General features: G+C 57.1%; 14 protein-coding genes, 2 tRNA genes and 1 pseudogene. 12 read left to right on the top strand and 5 right to left on the bottom strand.

Going from position 1 to position 16,495, the window contains the following annotated elements; all coding sequences use genetic code 11:
* Positions 1 to 31: 31 nt before the first annotated feature.
* Complete coding sequence (locus L4G42_RS02055; protein WP_237253716.1) at positions 32 to 1,468, bottom strand: M48 family metalloprotease; 1,437 nt, start codon at positions 1,466 to 1,468, stop codon at positions 32 to 34.
* A gap of 146 nt (positions 1,469 to 1,614) precedes the next feature.
* Here L4G42_RS02055 and L4G42_RS02050 point away from each other — a divergent pair, with 146 nt between their 5' ends.
* Positions 1,615 to 1,866 carry a sulfurtransferase TusA family protein gene (locus L4G42_RS02050; protein ID WP_237253715.1) on the top strand — a complete coding sequence of 84 codons (252 nt, stop codon included), beginning with the start codon at positions 1,615 to 1,617 and terminating at the stop codon, positions 1,864 to 1,866.
* Positions 1,867 to 1,905: 39 nt separating this feature from the next.
* Positions 1,906 to 2,976 (top strand): AI-2E family transporter, encoded by a 1,071-nt coding sequence (locus tag L4G42_RS02045; protein ID WP_237253714.1) that lies wholly within the window; start codon positions 1,906 to 1,908, stop codon positions 2,974 to 2,976.
* Positions 2,977 to 3,090: 114 nt separating this feature from the next.
* Here the strand turns inward: L4G42_RS02045 and L4G42_RS02040 are convergent, their stop codons facing one another.
* Positions 3,091 to 3,564 carry a peroxiredoxin gene (locus tag L4G42_RS02040; RefSeq protein ID WP_192132097.1) on the bottom strand — a complete coding sequence of 158 codons (474 nt, stop codon included), beginning with the start codon at positions 3,562 to 3,564 and terminating at the stop codon, positions 3,091 to 3,093.
* A 10-nt stretch (positions 3,565 to 3,574) separates the two neighbouring features.
* Complete coding sequence (locus tag L4G42_RS02035) at positions 3,575 to 4,138, bottom strand: glycine cleavage system transcriptional repressor (RefSeq protein WP_037014004.1); 564 nt, start codon at positions 4,136 to 4,138, stop codon at positions 3,575 to 3,577.
* A gap of 313 nt (positions 4,139 to 4,451) precedes the next feature.
* Between L4G42_RS02035 and dapA the strand changes: the two genes are divergently transcribed.
* The 6 genes from dapA to L4G42_RS02005 all read left to right on the top strand — a co-directional run bounded on the left by dapA (position 4,452) and on the right by L4G42_RS02005 (position 8,519).
* The gene (gene dapA / locus L4G42_RS02030; RefSeq protein WP_237253713.1) at positions 4,452 to 5,330 is read left to right on the top strand and encodes a 4-hydroxy-tetrahydrodipicolinate synthase; all 879 of its coding nucleotides are present in this window, start codon (positions 4,452 to 4,454) and stop codon (positions 5,328 to 5,330) included.
* Between the two features lie 17 nt (positions 5,331 to 5,347).
* The gene (gene bamC / locus L4G42_RS02025) at positions 5,348 to 6,463 is read left to right on the top strand and encodes an outer membrane protein assembly factor BamC (RefSeq protein ID WP_237253712.1); all 1,116 of its coding nucleotides are present in this window, start codon (positions 5,348 to 5,350) and stop codon (positions 6,461 to 6,463) included.
* Positions 6,464 to 7,222, top strand: a complete 759-nt coding sequence (locus tag L4G42_RS02020; RefSeq protein WP_237259142.1) for an MBL fold metallo-hydrolase — start codon at positions 6,464 to 6,466, stop codon at positions 7,220 to 7,222. It begins immediately after the preceding gene.
* A 58-nt stretch (positions 7,223 to 7,280) separates the two neighbouring features.
* On the top strand, positions 7,281 to 7,994 hold the full coding sequence (gene purC / locus L4G42_RS02015) for a phosphoribosylaminoimidazolesuccinocarboxamide synthase (protein ID WP_237253710.1): 714 nt from the start codon (positions 7,281 to 7,283) through the stop codon (positions 7,992 to 7,994).
* A gap of 104 nt (positions 7,995 to 8,098) precedes the next feature.
* Positions 8,099 to 8,188: transfer RNA gene (locus L4G42_RS02010), tRNA-Ser, on the top strand.
* 244 nt (positions 8,189 to 8,432) lie between these two features.
* Positions 8,433 to 8,519 (top strand) — tRNA-Ser (locus tag L4G42_RS02005).
* Between the two features lie 447 nt (positions 8,520 to 8,966).
* Here L4G42_RS02005 and L4G42_RS02000 read toward each other — a convergent pair.
* Complete coding sequence (locus L4G42_RS02000; RefSeq protein WP_237253709.1) at positions 8,967 to 10,307, bottom strand: OprD family outer membrane porin; 1,341 nt, start codon at positions 10,305 to 10,307, stop codon at positions 8,967 to 8,969.
* 376 nt (positions 10,308 to 10,683) lie between these two features.
* On the opposite strand from L4G42_RS02000, the pseudogene L4G42_RS01995 reads away from it, so the two are divergent.
* The 3 genes and pseudogenes from L4G42_RS01995 to L4G42_RS01985 all read left to right on the top strand — a co-directional run bounded on the left by L4G42_RS01995 (position 10,684) and on the right by L4G42_RS01985 (position 14,523).
* Positions 10,684 to 12,740: pseudogene (locus L4G42_RS01995) on the top strand (2Fe-2S iron-sulfur cluster-binding protein).
* A gap of 348 nt (positions 12,741 to 13,088) precedes the next feature.
* Positions 13,089 to 13,349 (top strand): DUF2790 domain-containing protein, encoded by a 261-nt coding sequence (locus L4G42_RS01990; RefSeq protein WP_237259140.1) that lies wholly within the window; start codon positions 13,089 to 13,091, stop codon positions 13,347 to 13,349.
* Positions 13,350 to 13,455: 106 nt separating this feature from the next.
* Positions 13,456 to 14,523, top strand: coding sequence for an alpha/beta fold hydrolase (locus tag L4G42_RS01985; protein WP_237260473.1), 1,068 nt, complete (start codon positions 13,456 to 13,458; stop codon positions 14,521 to 14,523).
* 306 nt (positions 14,524 to 14,829) lie between these two features.
* On the opposite strand, the gene L4G42_RS01980 is transcribed toward L4G42_RS01985, so the two are convergent.
* Positions 14,830 to 15,453: a DJ-1/PfpI family protein gene (locus tag L4G42_RS01980; RefSeq protein ID WP_237259139.1), complete on the bottom strand. Its 624-nt coding sequence runs from the start codon at positions 15,451 to 15,453 to the stop codon at positions 14,830 to 14,832.
* A gap of 300 nt (positions 15,454 to 15,753) precedes the next feature.
* Here L4G42_RS01980 and L4G42_RS01975 point away from each other — a divergent pair, with 300 nt between their 5' ends.
* On the top strand, positions 15,754 to 16,491 hold the full coding sequence (locus L4G42_RS01975; RefSeq protein ID WP_237253779.1) for an alpha/beta fold hydrolase: 738 nt from the start codon (positions 15,754 to 15,756) through the stop codon (positions 16,489 to 16,491).
* The last annotated feature ends 4 nt before the right edge of the window (positions 16,492 to 16,495 follow it).

Below are 16,495 nucleotides of genomic sequence, written 5' to 3'. Positions count from 1 at the left end.
GCTTGCCGCTTGTAGCTGACCGCAGCTGACCTCAATTCATCATGTCCTTCACCGCCCGTTCCTGGGCGATGATTTCCTGCTGCCGCGCGTCGATGCGTGAGGCCAGCTGGAAGTTGTTGTTCGCCCGTCGTTTGGCGAATTCAAGCTGTTGTATGGCCTGCTTGAAATCCCCCATCAGCGCGAAGTATTCCGCACGGGCCTGATGCAGGCCGATGGTGTTGCCCGACAGGCCGCGGGTGTCAGCCACCTGATTCCAGATGTCCGGATCGTCTGGACGACTCTTCAGCAGAATCTCCAGAGACTTCAACGCCTCGGGCGCCTTGGACTGCTTGAGCAACACGTCGACTTTCGCCTGATTGAGCGGGTAGTTGTCTGGATACAGATTCAGCATTCGGTCCACCCGCTGTTGAGCATCGGGCAGACGATTGTTGGAGATGTCCAGATTCACGGCAGCGAGGTTGTAGGGAATGTTGTCCGGCGCCTTGTCGAGCAAGGGCTTCAGGGTCTCGCGGCCCTCATTCAGCTGACCCGCCTTGGTCTGGGCGAGCGCCAGACCGTAGCGAGCCGCGTCGTTTTTCGGGTTCTCGGCCAGTTGCGCCCGGAAACGCTTGGCGGCCATGCCGGGGGTTTCTTCGTAAATCAGCACGGTGCGCGCGCGCATCAGTTGATACGCGGGGCTGTCTTCCTTGCCGCCGGGTTTGGCTTGCTCGGCGCGGTTTCGGGTGTCGGCGATGCGGGACTCCGTTACCGGGTGGCTCATCAGGAATTCCGGTGGCTTGGCGTCATAGCGATACTGGCGCGCCAAACGCTCGAACATGGTGGGCATGTTGCGCGGGTCGTAGCCTGCCTTTTCAAGATTGAGGATGCCGATGCGGTCCGCTTCCGATTCATTCTGCCGGGAGAATCGCGCCTGCTCCTGGATCGCGGCGGCTTGGGTGCCGGCGATCGCGGCAATCCCCGCATCGCCCGCGCCGGCTGCGGCCATGACGATACCCGCGAGCATCGCCGCCATCACCGGCACTTGCATGCGCTGTTGCGCCTGTACGCCCCTGGCAAAGTGCCGTTGCGACAAGTGAGCCAGTTCGTGGGCGAGGACCGCGGCGTATTCGCCTTCGGTTTCAGCGTGGAGGAACAACCCGCCGTTGACCCCTATGATCCCGCCGGGCGCTGCGAAGGCGTTGATCTCCGGCGTGTTGATCAGAATGAATTCGAGGCGGCGGTCCTGCACCTGGCTGGTTTCGGCGAGCCGATAGACCGAGGACTCGACGAAGTCCTTGAGCAGCGGGTCGGACAGCTGCGCCACTTCAGAGCGCAGCAGCCCGAGCCAGGCACGCCCCAGGTCATGTTCTTGCTGCGGAGAAACGATGGATGAACTCGCGTCGCCGAGGGAGGGCAGGTCATCTTCTGCGAAACTCGGAGCTGCCAGCAGGCATGCGAGTGTCAGCAGCGTGGGGCGCAAAAAATTCATGCACGAAACTCTGGGGCAGAAAGGCGTCACTGTAGCTGGCTCAATGGCTTGCTGACCAGAGTGGGGTATTCTGGAAAACTTGTAAGAATGTTCTTCCGCCCGTTGGCTTTTATGCGAGGGCGGATGTGTCTATCCGGAGAGAAACGATGTCTGACGCTGTAGGACAACCCGCAGCCTGCGATGCAGAGCTTGATGCAAGCGGTCTCAACTGCCCGCTTCCTTTGCTCAAGGCCAAGATGGAGCTCAACCGTCTGGCCAGCGGCGCGGTCCTCAAAGTGACGGCCACGGACGCAGGCTCGCAGCGCGACTTCCGTACCTTTGCAAAACTGGCCGGGCATGCGCTGCTGCACGAAGAAAACGCTGACGGCATTTATCGGTACTGGCTACGCAAGGCCTGAGCGTTTCTGACCCCTCGCAACCCCCCCTTAGGATTCTTGATGTTCAAAGTGCTTCGCGACTGGATACAGCGCTACTTTTCCGACGAGGAAGCGGTAGTGCTGGCAGTGCTGTTGGTTCTCGGATTTACCGTTGTTCTCACCCTCGGCGGCATGCTCGCCCCGGTGCTGGCCGGGCTGGTGCTTGCGTTTCTGATGCACGGGTTGGTCAACCTGCTTGAACGCCTGCGGGTCCCGGAAGGTGGCGCAGTCGGACTGGTCTTCGCCTTGTTCATGGGTGCGCTGGCGCTGTTTCTGCTGGTGCTGGTGCCTCTGCTGTGGCGCCAGCTCATTACCTTGTTCAATGAATTGCCCGGCATGCTCGCCAAGTGGCAGTCCTTGCTGTTGCTGCTGCCGGAGCGTTATCCGCATCTGGTGTCGGACGAGCAGGTCTTGCAGGCGATAGAAGTGGCGCGCGGCGAGGTCGGCAAGTTCGGGCAATGGGCGCTGACGTTTTCCCTGTCCAGCTTGCCGCTGCTGGTCAACATGATGATCTACCTGGTGCTGGTGCCGATCCTGGTGTTCTTCTTCCTCAAGGATCGTCGGATGATCAGCCGCTGGGCGAGAGGCTATCTGCCCCGCGAACGTACGCTGATTACCCATGTGGCCGAGGAAATGAATCGGCAGATCGCCAACTACATTCGCGGCAAGGTCATCGAGATCTTCATCTGCGGCGGGGTGACTTACATCGCCTTCGTGACCATGGGCCTGAATTACTCGGCGTTGCTGGCCATGCTGGTGGGGATCTCGGTGGTCGTGCCGTATGTGGGCGCAGTCGTGGTGACCGTGCCCGTGGCGTTCATCGCGCTGTTCCAGTGGGGCTGGAGCGATCAGTTCATCTATCTGATGGCGGTCTACGGCATCATCCAGACTCTGGACGGCAACGTGCTGGTGCCGCTGCTGTTCTCCCAGACTGTGAGCCTGCACCCGGTCGCGATCATCTGCGCCGTGCTGTTGTTCGGCGGGCTGTGGGGGTTCTGGGGGATTTTCTTTGCGATCCCGCTGGCGACCCTGTTCAAGGCCGTGCTGGATGCATGGCCACGGAACGAACCGACAGTGGCGCCGTTGTTGTAGGTGTTGCCTTGCTTTTTGTAGGAGTGAGCTTGCTCGCGATCGGCGTTGTCCAGGTCAATATACGATGACTAAACGAACCCGATCGCGAGCAAGCTCACTCCTACAGTATGGCGATCAAGCCTGGTTCAGCGCCTGAGCCGCTTCCAGCACCGCCGCCACATGCCCCGGCACCTTCACGCCGCGCCATTCCTTGCGTAGCACACCGTCCTTGTCGATCAGGAAGGTGCTGCGGTCGACGCCCAGGTATTCCTTGCCGTACAGCTTTTTCAGCTTGATCACATCGAACAACTGGCACAGCGATTCATCCTTGTCCGAGATCAGCTCAAACGGGAATTCCTGCTTGGCCTTGAAGTTCTCGTGGGATTTCAGGCTGTCCCGCGACACACCGAACACCACCGTGTTGGCGGCCTTGAAGTCGGCGTGATGATCGCGAAAGCCCTGGCCCTGGGTGGTGCAGCCAGGGGTGCTGTCCTTCGGGTAGAAATAAAGGACAACTTGCTGACCTTTGAGCGCCGACAGGCTGACCGCCTGTTCGCTGGTGGCCTGCACCTGGAAGTCGGCAACGGGTTGGTCGAGTTCTACAGCCATTCGAAACTCCTTACATCGGTGCTTGAGGGCGCCATGGTTCGATCAGCGCATCGAGGTTGAGTGCGTCGGCGAAGTCCAGGAACTGATCACGCAACCAGCTGATCTGGGTGCCGGCTGGCAATGTCACGGTGAACGTCGCGTTGAGCATGGTGCCGCCGGTCTGCGGTGCCTGATAGGTGTCGCAGATCAGGTTTTCCAGTTCCACGTTGTGGTCGATGAAGAACTGGCACAGCTCATTGATGATGTCCGGGCGGTACGCCGAACTGACGTAGGCCACGTAGGGCAGGGCTTCCGGACGGTTTTCCAGCGAAGCACTGCGCACCACATTGACGGTGAAGGCGTGTTTCTTCGCCAGATTGGGCAGACCGGTTTCCAGACGCGCCAGGGCGTCCCAACTGCCGGAGATCTGCAGGATCAGCGCGCTGCATTCGCCATGGCGAGTGAGGCGTGAGCTGACGACCGAGCAACGGCTTTCGTTACTGGCGCGGCACAGGACGTTGGTCAGCTCCATTGGGTTGGCGCCAAGGGCACTGATGACAAGGAATTGTTCGCGAACTGTGGGGATGGATGACATGCAGCATTCCTAAACGATGAGCGGTCGGTACGCAGCAGGCCTGTGCCGGCGGGCTCGACGGACGAAGGCATCGTGATGTCGCCCCGACCCACAGCCGCCAGTCGCGGCCATGAGCCTGTCATGGCGCGCGATAACGACGCAGGGCGGGGTAAGTGACGACAAAATCGAGCAGTCGAACGAGCCGGGCAGATGACCCGTACCGATCAAAGACCGAAGGGTAGCGAAAACCGGCGCCGAGGGGAATGCTCGCCTTGTGCAAGGATCATGGCGCCAGTACCATTACCGCTCTCTTTTTCCGGCAGGAGCGGTTTGCATGATTGCGGGCAGTATGGTGGCACTGGTCACACCCATGGATGCACAAGGTCGTCTCGATTGGGACAGCCTGAGCAAACTGGTGGACTTTCACCTGCAAGAGGGCACCAACGCCATTGTTGCCGTCGGCACAACAGGTGAATCCGCGACGCTCGACGTCAACGAGCACATCGAAGTCATCCGCCGCGTGGTACAGCAGGTCGCTGGCCGCATCCCGGTCATCGCCGGCACCGGCGCCAACTCCACCCGCGAGGCGGTCGAACTGACCACCAACGCCAAGAACGCCGGTGCCGATGCCTGCCTGCTGGTCACCCCGTACTACAACAAGCCGACCCAGGAAGGCTTGTACCAGCACTTCAAGCACATCGCCGAAGCCGTCGACATCCCGCAGATTCTGTATAACGTGCCGGGCCGTACCGCCTGCGACATGTCAGCCGAGACCGTTATCCGCCTGTCGACAGTCAAAAACATCATCGCCATCAAGGAAGCCACCGGAGACCTGCAGCGCGCCAAGGATATTCTTGCCGGCGTGAGCAGCGACTTCCTGGTCTATTCCGGCGACGACGCAACCGCAGTTGAGCTGATGTTGCTCGGCGGCAAAGGCAACATCTCGGTCACCGCCAACGTCGCGCCGCGCGCCATGGCCGACCTGTGCAAGGCCGCGATGGCCGGTGACGCCGACACCGCCCGCGCCATCCACGAAAAACTGATGCCGCTGAACAAGACTCTGTTCATCGAATCGAACCCTATTCCCGTGAAATGGGCCCTGCATGAGATGGGTTTGATGCCAGACGGTATTCGTCTGCCGCTCACCTGGCTCAGCGAGTCCTGCCACGAGCCGCTGCGTCAGGCCCTGCGCCAGTCCGGTGTATTGGTCTAATGAGGAAGCATTACGCAATGAAGCGACTGGCCGGACTTTCCGCACTAGCCTTGATTATCTCCAGCACCAGCGGTTGCAGCTGGCTTTTTGGCCAGGACGGTTATTTCCGCGATCGCAGCAGCGATTACCTGGAAGCGACCCAGAAGCCGCCGATGCAGATGCCCGAAGGCGTTCAGGAAGTCAAACGCCTGGACCCGTTGCTGCCGATCCCGCGCAACGTCGCCGATGACACCCAGAAGGGTGAATTCACCGTGCCGCGTCCGCAACCGCTGTCCACTGTTCAGGACTCCGGCGACTACACCCTGCAGAAGAGCGGCGACAACCGCTGGATTCTCGCCCAGCGCGCGCCGGCTGAAGTATGGCCAGTGGCGCATCAGTACTTCGAAGACAACGGTTTCCGCATCGCCGAAGATCGTCCGCAGACCGGTGAATTCAACACCACCTGGCAGCGTATGGACGAATTGTCGGCATCGGTTGCCAAGCGCATGGGCTCGAGTGGCGATGCCGCCAGCACTGAAACCCGCGTCCGCGTTCGTATCGAGCCGGGCGTGCAGCGCAACACCAGCGAAATCTATGTGGTCAGCGTGCAGCGTCCGGCCGGCAGCAAGGATGATCCTGCATTCCCGTCGCGCAGCACCAACGTCGGCCTCGACTCCGTGCTGACCGACGACATGCTGGCCAGCCTGACCCGCACCGCCGAGAAGGGCGGTTCGGTGTCCCTGCTGGCGGCGCGTGATTTCGACACCCCAAGCCGCGTTTCCCTCAGTGAAGACGGCAGCGGCAACCCGGTGCTGAACCTGGGCGCGGATTTGGATCGCGCGTGGTCGAGCGTCGGTCGTGCGCTTAACCAGGGCGACTGGCGCGTTGAAGACATCAACCGCAGCCTGGGCCTGTACTACATCAACCTGGCGGAAAAAGCCGACAAGCCTGAAAACAAGCCTGGCTTCCTCAGTCGCGTGTTCGGCAGTGAAGAGTCCAAGGAAGAGAAAGAAGCCCGCGCCGAGCGTTATCAGGTTCGCCTGAGCAAGGTCGGCGAGAACGTTCAGGTCACGGTCGAGAAGAACATCAACACCGTGGCGCCGACGGAAGTCGCTCGTCGTGTGCTGAGCGTCATTCAGGACAACCTGGGTTAAGTGCGCTTCGCGGTTCTGGGCAGCGGCAGTCGCGGCAACGCCACGCTGGTTGCGAGCAACGACACGTACGTGCTGGTCGATTGCGGTTTCTCCCTGCGGGAAACCGAACGACGGCTCGACAGGCTGGGCGTCAGCGGTAAACAGCTCAGCGCCATTCTAGTGACCCACGAACATGCCGATCATGTGCATGGCGTGGGTTTGCTGTCTCGGCGCTACGATGTGCCGGTGTACCTCAGCGACGGCACGCTGCGCGGCATGCGCAAGCCGGTCGAAGCCGGCCTTCGGCTGGTGGGCGGGCAGGGTCTGCGCATTGGCAGTTTGGGCATCGACGTGGTGTCGGTGGCCCACGATGCGCTGGAACCGACGCAGTTCGTGTTCAACGACGGGCGCCGGCGTTTCGGCCTGTTGACCGACCTTGGCTCGTATTGCCCGATGGTGCTCGACAGCTACCGCGGACTCGATGCGCTCATGGTCGAGTCCAATCACTGCCGCGATCTGCTTGCCCGAGGTCAGTACCCGTACTTTCTCAAGCAGCGGGTGGGCGGTGATCACGGTCATTTGAACAATCATCAGGCTGCCGGTCTGGTGAACGAGTTGGGATGGCAGGATCTGCAGCACCTGGTGCTGGCCCATCTGAGCAGCAAGAACAATCTGCCGCATCTGGCCCGGCAATGTTTCGTCGACACCCTTGGGTGCGACGCAGACTGGCTACAATTGGCCGATCAGGATTCAGGGCTCGACTGGCGCGAAATCGCCTAGCGTCCCAAACGGGCGACTCGCCCCCCACTATTCAAAGATTCAGCAAGCGGAGCCCATCATGGAAAAACGTGAAGAACTCTACCGCGGCAAAGCCAAGTCGGTTTACAAGACCGACGACGCTGACCGCTTGATCCTTTTGTTCCGCAACGACACCTCGGCGTTCGACGGCAAGCGCATCGAACAGCTCGACCGCAAAGGCATGGTGAACAACAAGTTCAACGCCTTCATCATGCAGAAGCTGGAAGCCGCAGGCGTTCCGACCCAGTTCGACAAGCTGCTGGCCGACAACGAAGTGCTGGTCAAGAAGCTCGACATGATTCCGGTCGAATGCGTCGTGCGTAACTACGCCGCCGGCAGCCTGGTCAAGCGCCTGGGCGTGGAAGAGGGCATGAAGCTCAACCCTTACACCTTCGAGCTGTTCCTGAAGGACGACGCCAAGGGCGACCCGTTCATCAACGACTCCCACGTTGTCGCGTTCGGTTGGGGCACCGCCGAGCAGCTGGTTCGCATGAAAGAACTGTCGCTGAAGGTCAACGAAGTCCTGAGCAAACTGTTCGACGACGCCGGCCTGCTACTGGTCGACTTCAAGCTTGAGTTCGGCGTGTTCAGCGACGGCTCGATCGTTCTCGGTGACGAATTCAGCCCGGACGGCTGCCGTCTGTGGGACAAAGAGACCCGCAAGAAAATGGACAAGGACCGCTTCCGTCAGGGCCTCGGTGATGTCATCGAAGCCTACGAAGAAGTCGCCCAGCGTCTCGGCGTACCGCTCTGATCCAGAGCTTTAAGCGGAAAACGCTGCAAGCATCTGAAAGAACGCGAAAAAATCCTTAAAAAGGGTTCGCGTTCTTCGAACGAACTGTTATGATGCGCGCCGTTGGAGAGATGCCGGAGTGGCCGAACGGGACGGATTCGAAATCCGTTGTACTGGCGACAGTACCTAGGGTTCAAATCCCTATCTCTCCGCCATTATTTGAAAAGCCCCAGAAGTTATGCTTCTGGGGCTTTTTTGTTTCCGTTCGTGCCTTTATTACTGCTGTCGTGGTCAACCAGCTACCTAGCAGAGTGAAAGTCGCTACGAACCTACAGACTTTGGTCGTTGCTGGCTCAGTTCACCTCTTACTTTTCCCACCCCCCACCCAATATCGATCTCAGTCCACTCGCGGTCCAAGATCGCTCCACTTCCCATCCTCCTGTTATGATGCGCGCCGTTGGAGAGATGCCGGAGTGGCCGAACGGGACGGATTCGAAATCCGTCGTACTGGCGACAGTACCTAGGGTTCAAATCTTTATCTCTCCGCTCTATAAATAAAGGGCTTATAGTGAGCCTTCTATCGCGGCCCGTACCTCTCGCCATTTAACGAATGCTTTGATTGCATGATGACTGACCTTTGCGTGGGTGCGGCGTCTGCACCTAACTCTCCGCTCGCGTGTGAGAACCCATTCCGGTCCTGAGCTCCAAACGAGCATGCCGGTAGCTTAATACGAAGCCTGCCCGCCGCTGGCGGTTAACTGGTCTAAATGCCGCTCACTCCAGAAGCTGACTGCGATTATTCAGAGGCGAGCTATCTGGCGGAATCCCTAATTGGTTTTGCCATCGATACAACGCGTTAATGCGCGGTCTTTGGACCGATTGTCGCGTTACTTTGCAAGAACAACCTGGCACGTCCTGGCAAGCCTATAGCATGAATAGTGTGTTCCAGAATCTTCGCGATGGCAGTCGAGCAATGGCTGCTAAATGTGTGATTCAGAGAAAGGTATAGCTGTAGTTGAATATAAGGCGCGTTTGATCCGTATCAGCTAACGCAGAGCCATCACTTCGGTAGGTACCGTGGCGTAGCGTCGTCCCAAAGCCTTTAAGTGGACCCGTCTGGATGACATAGTCGACTCGCATGTCACGTTCCCATTCCTTGTGGTCGCCGCGACCTCCCATATCCCTGATGTCATCTCCGCTCAGGTAGGAAATGGATGTTTTCAAGCCAGGTAAACCTACCTTTTTGAAGTCATAAACATATTGTCCGAAATTGGTTTGCTCACCCGCCCTGGAGAAGTTGCCAACGATAGCGTCCGTGAATAAGTAAAACGCTGTACCACCATTGCCCTCAGGTCTATTTCGACCATCCACAACGTTCCCCTGGTTCAGCCACACGAAGCCCCCATCGTCACTAACACTTACGTGACCCAGCATGAACGCATGTCCTCCGATGGAGTACGTAAACATGGCGCTCCACGTCTTGTTATCGACCTCGCCAGCACGTTTCGCGTACCCTCCATTGTTGTTAAACCTATATCCGACCTCGCCGTTTTTACCATCAGAATCACTATCGAAGTAGCGCAGATCGGTTTTGAACGACTGGTCTCCCTCCAGAGAAAGCACGTGAACTGCGCCGAAAAAATTCTGCTTGTAGTAATTCTCTAGCCTTGCGAAATAATATTGGAGTGTCAGATCCTTTGTTGCTTTCCAATCACCACCTCCAAAGCGAAAGTCGTTCGAGTCCTTTGCACCTCCCGCTAACGCCAACCCCGTAGGGTTGCTAGTTGCCCTGCCGGAGGACTGATCGATCTTCCCAGCGGTGAGGGTGAGGCCGTCGATCTCTCTGGACGTGACGATCCCCCCGCCGAAATTTTGATAAACAAGCCGTGAGTCTGTGGCGAGCAGTACCGGCAGGTTGGGAGTGAAAATGTTGCCTATGCCTAGCTCTGTTTTTGAGATGCGCGCTTTTAACGTTCCGCCTGCTCGGTTCCACGAGTGAACAGAGGAGGCGTCAGAGTCGCTTGGGAAAAACGTATTGGCATCGGGGTGATGGCCTTTGCCCCCGTCTAAATGCACGGCAACCAGCGATGCCAGGTCCACGCCAAAACCTACCGTGCCTTGGGTGAATCCGGATACGAAATTGAATTTAAGAGCCGTCGCAGTTTCACGTTGGTCCAGTCCCCCATCGCGGTTGTCATTTGAGTAGTACATCGTGCGAGAGCTGACCGTGGCTTGGCTATCTTCGACAAACCCGTGCGGTTTTGTCTCAGCCGCGTTCACCCCTAATGAGAAGCCAGCGAGAATGATCGCGGCTGGCAGGGTTGTTCTTTCCATACAAGCTCCCTACACATCGGCGCTGATTGAAAATGACCACTCAGCCATAGAGTAGACCCTCTGCAAGGCGGTGGTGGCTTAGTCAGCATGGGAAGTTTAGCAGGGCTGTTTGAAAGGCAAGGGCAGGGCGTACGGCCTACTCCCGAAATACTGAATTAGGTTTCGGGCAATAATAGGGCTGTTTGTGCCTAAGATAATTTTGCATTCTGAAATAGCAGTGCCCTATTCATTGCTACTGCTGTCGATCATAGACCTTGCTTGATGAATTCTTCGATGGTTATCGCCGATCGCTGGTTGTAACGCTTTTTGATCACTATATTCATGAAGGCACTGGGAGCGGCGCTATTCCCTTAACTGTGTGGATGAGGAAAGCGTGATGGAAGAGACGCCTGATGGGGTAAACAACTCACCATGGCATGAGGGGGAGCTGTTTATGCAGCGCTCCGTCGGCGCTGTCGAGTTAATGGTCGGACCTGGCCAACGACAGATGGCTCGTGACTGGATGCCAGACCAACATCGTGAGTTTTTTAGCCAGCTTCCATTTGTTGTCCTGGGAACCGTGGACCACAAAGACGACGTTTGGGCCACCGTCCGGTGCGGGGAGCCAGGCTTCATGGCATCTCCCAACCCCCAAACGCTATCGTTCATTCTTGCGCGTGAGCCGTCTGATCCAGCTGAGTTGGGCATGAACGATGGTGACGCTATCGGAATGCTGGGCATTGAGTTGCATACTCGCCGACGTAATCGAATGAACGGTACTGTACGCCGCAGCGTGGATGACGGATTTGAGATCTCGGTAACCCAGGCCTATGGAAATTGCCCCCGCTACATCAATTTGCGGCAACATAAATTTGTCGATGAGCCTGTGGGCGTTACCACTCAAACCCATGTTCTTGATTCGGCCGCTCGCGACATAATCAGCGCAGCTGATGCGTTCTATGTGGCAACTTATGTAGTGCGCAATGGGCAGCGACAAGTTGATGCCTCGCATCGCGGTGGCAAGCCTGGGTTTGTCCGTATCGATGAAGATGGGACACTGACAATTCCAGATTTCTCAGGGAATCTCTTCTTCAATACGTTAGGCAATATCCTTCTTAACCCGCGTGCAGGGCTATTATTTATAGATGTTAAGTCCGGTGATTTGCTACAGATGACTGGCGAGGCCGAGGTATTACTGGACAGCCCCGAAATAGCCGCGTTCCAGGGCGCCGAGCGGCTATGGCGGTTCAAACCTCGACTTATCATCCACCGGCAAAGCGCGGTGCCCCTGCGCTGGATAGACGAGCCGGAGGGTAGTTCGCCTAACGCTTTAATGACTGGTAGCTGGGAGGAGGCCGCTGAGCGCCTCGAAGCGGAGGGATTACGCAACACATGGCGGACACTCGTAGTGACTCGCATAGTGGACGAGAGCCAGGGCATACGTTCCTTCTACTTCGGTTCTACGAATGGCATCGTTCTTCCGAGGTACACTGCCGGGCAGCACCTCCCCGTCCGGTTTCTTTTAGAGGGGCAACACTCGCCATCAATCCGTACTTACAGCCTTTCCAGTGCCCCCTCAGATTCGTTTGTGCGAATCAGTGTCAAACGCGAGGGTGCTGTTTCCTCACACCTGCATGACAACGTCAAAGTAGGTGACATCGTTGAAGCCCGTGCCCCTCAAGGTCATTTCACGGTAGACGCACAAGAAAGGCGGCCGCTTGTATTGCTTGCCGCCGGCGTTGGCATTACTCCACTCTTGTCCATGTTTCGTGAAGTCATATACGAGGGGAAGCGTATCAACCGCATGCGTAAGACGTGGATTGTGCAAAGCGCTCGATCTGTCGCGGACTTGGCATTTCGTGATGAAATCACGGAACTCGCCAGTCAAGGTGGAGATAAGGTGCACGCGTTGCGCCTTATCAGCAAACCAGAGACAGATGCCAAAGAAGGCGATGGTTTCGAGTTGGCGGGCCGGATCGATCTCGAACTCCTGAAGAACCTGTTACCTCTCAACGACTATGACTATTATCTTTGCGGTCCTGCCGGCTTTACTCAGTCGTATATGACGGCCTTAGAGCTATGCGCATACCCGACGATCGCCTACACGCGGAAACGTTCGGCCCATCCACTCTAAAACGCGACATTGAACGGACGATCCCTGCTGAGGAACAGGTGCCAGCTTCCGATCAAGCGGTAAAGGTATTGTTCTCTGCAAGCGCTAAAGAAGCGCGGTGGATCCCCGGCGGTGGCACGTTGCTTGAGTTGGCTGAAGATCGTGGCTTAAGCCCGGAATTCAGCTGTCGTGGTGGCTCGTGCGGCACGTGCAAAACAACTTTACTTGGTGGCAAGGTGCATTACCTTCTGATGCCTGCGGACCCGCCGCCAGAAGGTGAGGTGCTGATTTGCTGTTCGGTGCCCGCGCAGGGCTGCGAGACTCTGATATTGGGCGTCTAGCCACTCATTACAGATTCCGAGGTACCCAGCCTCCTATGCCTTGAAGGCAACGCGATCGTTAGCATGGAAAATGCCGGCTCGTCAGCCAGATGGATCTCGCCGCTCGCTTGCAACGCAGTGAAGGGCCCGCAGAGTCGCCGGTGCTGAAAACGGTCTCTGTCTATGACAATCGGCCCGACCGGCATAGGTGAATTGTATGGCTGTGTATCCCGTGCGCTAGTCGACACGTTATGCCTCACCCAAGCGTGTTTTACGACACATCCAAGATACCTCCCGCCGGTTAAATGGACTAATAGAGAGAGAGCAATTTGTCTCAGAGTCCCATTCCATTATCGTCGCGAGAAAATTATGAAAGCCTGGGCCAATATTGCTGCGGTGGGCTTGTTTGTTTCGCTGAACATTGCGGCATCTGCTGCTTATGCCGACGTGAACGGCACCGCGCGAAACACCAATAGTTTTGCGCACGCTGACATCGAAAAAGTCATAACTATTGTTCCAAGCGACGGTTGTGGAATTGTTGATGTCCGCATGACCTATCTGGATTCACACGGGGTGCAGAACAACCTCGACTACACGAAATTCGCCTCTTGTGGCAATGACGGCGGGTGAATCCTGCCTAAATATATTGTCGCGTTGAATTGTGCACGTCGTGCACTGGCCCGACGGACACGACCCCTTGTGACAAACAGCAATTCGCCGAATTGAGGATTCCGACATGAAAACGAACATTTATCGCGTTACGCAACCCGTCTTAAGCGCTCGGCGGTCATGGAGACGATCTGCCATCGTGCTCGCGTTCGTTCAACTGGGAATCCTCGGGATGACTCAAGCCCAGGCCGCAACACCGTTATCTGTACAGGCTGACACCGCGGCTTCTAAATCTGATTCCTTCGGCGCATTGAAACATGTGAATGCCGGTTTGCTGGATGTCTCTTATGCTGAGGTTGGCCCGGCTGATGGCCCAGTTGTTATCCTTCTTCACGGCTGGCCGTACGACATACATAGCTACAGCGACGTCGCGCCGTTGCTTGCTGCGCAGGGATATCGGGTACTCATCCCGGAGGCCCGCGGATATGGCGACACCCATTTCTTGTCAGGAAAAACCGAGCGGAACGGGCAGCCCGCGGCGCTCGCCAGCGATGTGATCGACTTCATGGACGCGCTCAGCGTCAAGAGGGCCGTCATTGGCGGATACGACTGTGGTGCTCGCTCAGCAGATATTGTCGCGGCGCTTTGGCCGGAACGTGTGAAAGCGCTGGTATCGGTCAGCGGTTATTTGATAGGCAACCAGGAGGCTGGAAAGAACCCACTACCGCCCAAAGCCGAGTTGCAATGGTGGTATCAGTTCTACTTCGCGACCGAGCGCGGTAAGGCCGGCTATGAAAAAAATCGCCATGACTTTGCCAAACTGATCTGGCAGATCGCATCTCCTCAGTGGAAGTTCGACGACGCCACCTTTGACCGTAGCGCGGCGGCCCTCGAAAACCCGGATCACGTGGCAATCACGATCTTTAACTACCGCTGGCGTTTGGGTCTTGTTCATGGCGAACCGCAATACGAAGCGCTAGAACAACGTTTGGCTGAAGCCCCGGCTATTACCGTGCCGACCATTGCTATGGAAGGAGATGCAAATGGGGCACCCCATCCGGCGGCCCAGGATTATGCGAAGCATTTTACTGGTAAGTATGAGTACCGGCTTGTGAGCGGTGGCGTTGGCCATAACCTGCCGCAAGAAGATCCTCAGGCTTTCGCCAAGGCAGTGGTTGATGCGGATCACCTGTGAGAAACGTTGGGATGTTAAGCAGCCTTTTTGGGATTGCGGTGAGAGCCTGGTCCACAGGGACTTTGCTAATCCGGACTCGCGCTGTCCTTCCCGTATGGGCGAGGTTTGCGTTGCGGTTGCGCATCCGCTGTGACTGACACGCTAACCAGACAGTAGCTAGCAAGGGCGGTCGTATAGAAACCGATGCCTAAGATCGGGCCAGCAACGCTCCTCCATTTCCTGATACGGAAAGTACTGCTTCCCACCTAACGGAAGCTGCGCAGCCGAACCGCGATTGAACGGTCTATCGCCCCATACATGCGAGCCCTATGGGACTTGCGGGGTTTCATACCAGCTAATATCGGGCGTTGCGAGGCGCATTTTTTGCCGAATAAAAGCCGCGTTTTCTGCACTTGTGAGCTGCGTCAGTAGCTGAAAGGCGACCTCCGTTGCAGTACCCGGCCCGCTGGAAGTGATTATTCGACCATCCACCACAATAGGACGATCTACGAAATGCGCGCCGGTTTCCACAAGCTGGTTCTTCCGTTTACCGCCCTCTTGATGATAGGTCGTTGCGTTCCTGCCACGTAACGCTCCTGCCGCACCGAGACACACCGATGAAACGCATACGCTGGCGACGATTTTTCCGGCATCTACAAAGTGGCGAATAGTCGCCAGGAAGGGCTCACTCAACGCTTCCTCATAGAACCCCGAAGGCTCAAAACCTCCAGGGAGTGCTAATGCGTCGAAGGTGTTCAGATCCAGATCGCTCAACAAAAAGCTCGGACTAATCGTTATGCCAAAGGTGCTCACGATCTGTTTGCGAAGTCCGGCATTGATTAATTCAAGAGGATGGTCACCCAACAAATCGGCCCAACCGAGCACATCGGTGATCGCTGCCATTTCGAGAGGTTCTACACCGTTGGCGAGCAACATCAGTACGCGTTTCATAGCAGTGGACCCCTATGGTCTTGGCATGCGGCAAGTGTGTGATTGGACTCATAGTCCGCCTCATGAGCGCTGGGGAGAACGACCAAAACCCGCAATCCACTGTTCCAAAAACCGAAATACCACGGTGCGTTTTGTGTGCGTTCGTAGCAAGAGGGGCCGCTGATACAGTTTGTTTCGTACCGCCGCAAGGTTGGACACAACCAAGACACAGGAGCGAGCTTACATGTGCCTGTCCCTCTTCCCAGCTCACAGGAACACTTGATGAACAAGTTACTTTTAGGCCTGACATTCACTGCCGCAATGGCCGGCGCCACAGCCGCTCTGGCTTCGCCGGCCAAACCGACAATCGTGCTCGTGCACGGGGCATTTGCCGATTCCAGCAGTTGGAATGGCGTGGTAAAAATTCTGGAAAAAGACGGCTATCCCGTCATTGCCGCTTCAAACCCATTGCGTAGCCTGAAAGGTGACGCGCAGTCGGTGGCAGATTTGTTGACCAGTATCAAGACTCCCGTAGTACTCGTCGGCCACTCCTATGGCGGTCCGGTCATTACCGAAGCTGCCTACGGTAACCAGAATGTTAAAGCGTTGGTTTACGTAGCGGGTGTCGCCCCGGATGCGGGTGAGTCGACTGCTGACCTATCGGGACGTTTTCCCGGTGGAACCTTGGGACCGACGTTGGCTCCCCCGGTTGCATTGGCTGATGGTGGTAAGGATCTCTACATCCAGCAGGAAAAGTTTCACGCCCAGTTTGCTGCCGATGTCTCAGAGGTTGACGCTAAGCTGATGGCCGCGACCCAACGTCCAGTGACTGTCGCGGCGCTAAATGAGAAGTCAACTGAGCCAGCCTGGAAAACTATTCCATCTTGGTTCGTTTGGGGGGATAAGGACAAAAACATTCCGCCTCAGGCTCAAGTTTTCATGGCTGAACGCGCTCATGCCAAGCAGGCTATAGCGGTCAAAGGGGCGTCTCATGTCGTGATGGTCTCCAATCCAAAAGTAGTCGCCAGCCTTATCGAAAAGGCTGCATCTGCCCAATGATTCA

The organism is Pseudomonas petrae, from assembly GCF_021728295.1.
Classification (GTDB): domain Bacteria; phylum Pseudomonadota; class Gammaproteobacteria; order Pseudomonadales; family Pseudomonadaceae; genus Aquipseudomonas; species Aquipseudomonas petrae.
The sequence above is the reverse complement of the archived record's forward strand: the minus strand, read 5'-3'. Positions and strand labels throughout refer to the sequence as shown.

What these genes read in the sequence shown, in the direction of transcription:
- L4G42_RS02055 (WP_237253716.1), bottom strand. Translation starts at nt 1,468, where the DNA reads ATGAATTTTTTGCGCCCCACGCTGCTGACACTCGCATGCCTGCTGGCA.
- L4G42_RS02050 (WP_237253715.1), top strand. Translation starts at nt 1,615, where the DNA reads ATGTCTGACGCTGTAGGACAACCCGCAGCCTGCGATGCAGAGCTTGAT.
- L4G42_RS02045 (WP_237253714.1), top strand. Translation starts at nt 1,906, where the DNA reads ATGTTCAAAGTGCTTCGCGACTGGATACAGCGCTACTTTTCCGACGAG.
- L4G42_RS02040 (WP_192132097.1), bottom strand. Translation starts at nt 3,564, where the DNA reads ATGGCTGTAGAACTCGACCAACCCGTTGCCGACTTCCAGGTGCAGGCC.
- L4G42_RS02035 (WP_037014004.1), bottom strand. Translation starts at nt 4,138, where the DNA reads ATGTCATCCATCCCCACAGTTCGCGAACAATTCCTTGTCATCAGTGCC.
- dapA (WP_237253713.1), top strand. Translation starts at nt 4,452, where the DNA reads ATGATTGCGGGCAGTATGGTGGCACTGGTCACACCCATGGATGCACAA.
- bamC (WP_237253712.1), top strand. Translation starts at nt 5,348, where the DNA reads ATGAAGCGACTGGCCGGACTTTCCGCACTAGCCTTGATTATCTCCAGC.
- purC (WP_237253710.1), top strand. Translation starts at nt 7,281, where the DNA reads ATGGAAAAACGTGAAGAACTCTACCGCGGCAAAGCCAAGTCGGTTTAC.
- L4G42_RS02000 (WP_237253709.1), bottom strand. Translation starts at nt 10,307, where the DNA reads ATGGAAAGAACAACCCTGCCAGCCGCGATCATTCTCGCTGGCTTCTCA.
- L4G42_RS01990 (WP_237259140.1), top strand. Translation starts at nt 13,089, where the DNA reads ATGAAAGCCTGGGCCAATATTGCTGCGGTGGGCTTGTTTGTTTCGCTG.
- L4G42_RS01985 (WP_237260473.1), top strand. Translation starts at nt 13,456, where the DNA reads ATGAAAACGAACATTTATCGCGTTACGCAACCCGTCTTAAGCGCTCGG.
- L4G42_RS01980 (WP_237259139.1), bottom strand. Translation starts at nt 15,453, where the DNA reads ATGAAACGCGTACTGATGTTGCTCGCCAACGGTGTAGAACCTCTCGAA.
- L4G42_RS01975 (WP_237253779.1), top strand. Translation starts at nt 15,754, where the DNA reads ATGGCCGGCGCCACAGCCGCTCTGGCTTCGCCGGCCAAACCGACAATC.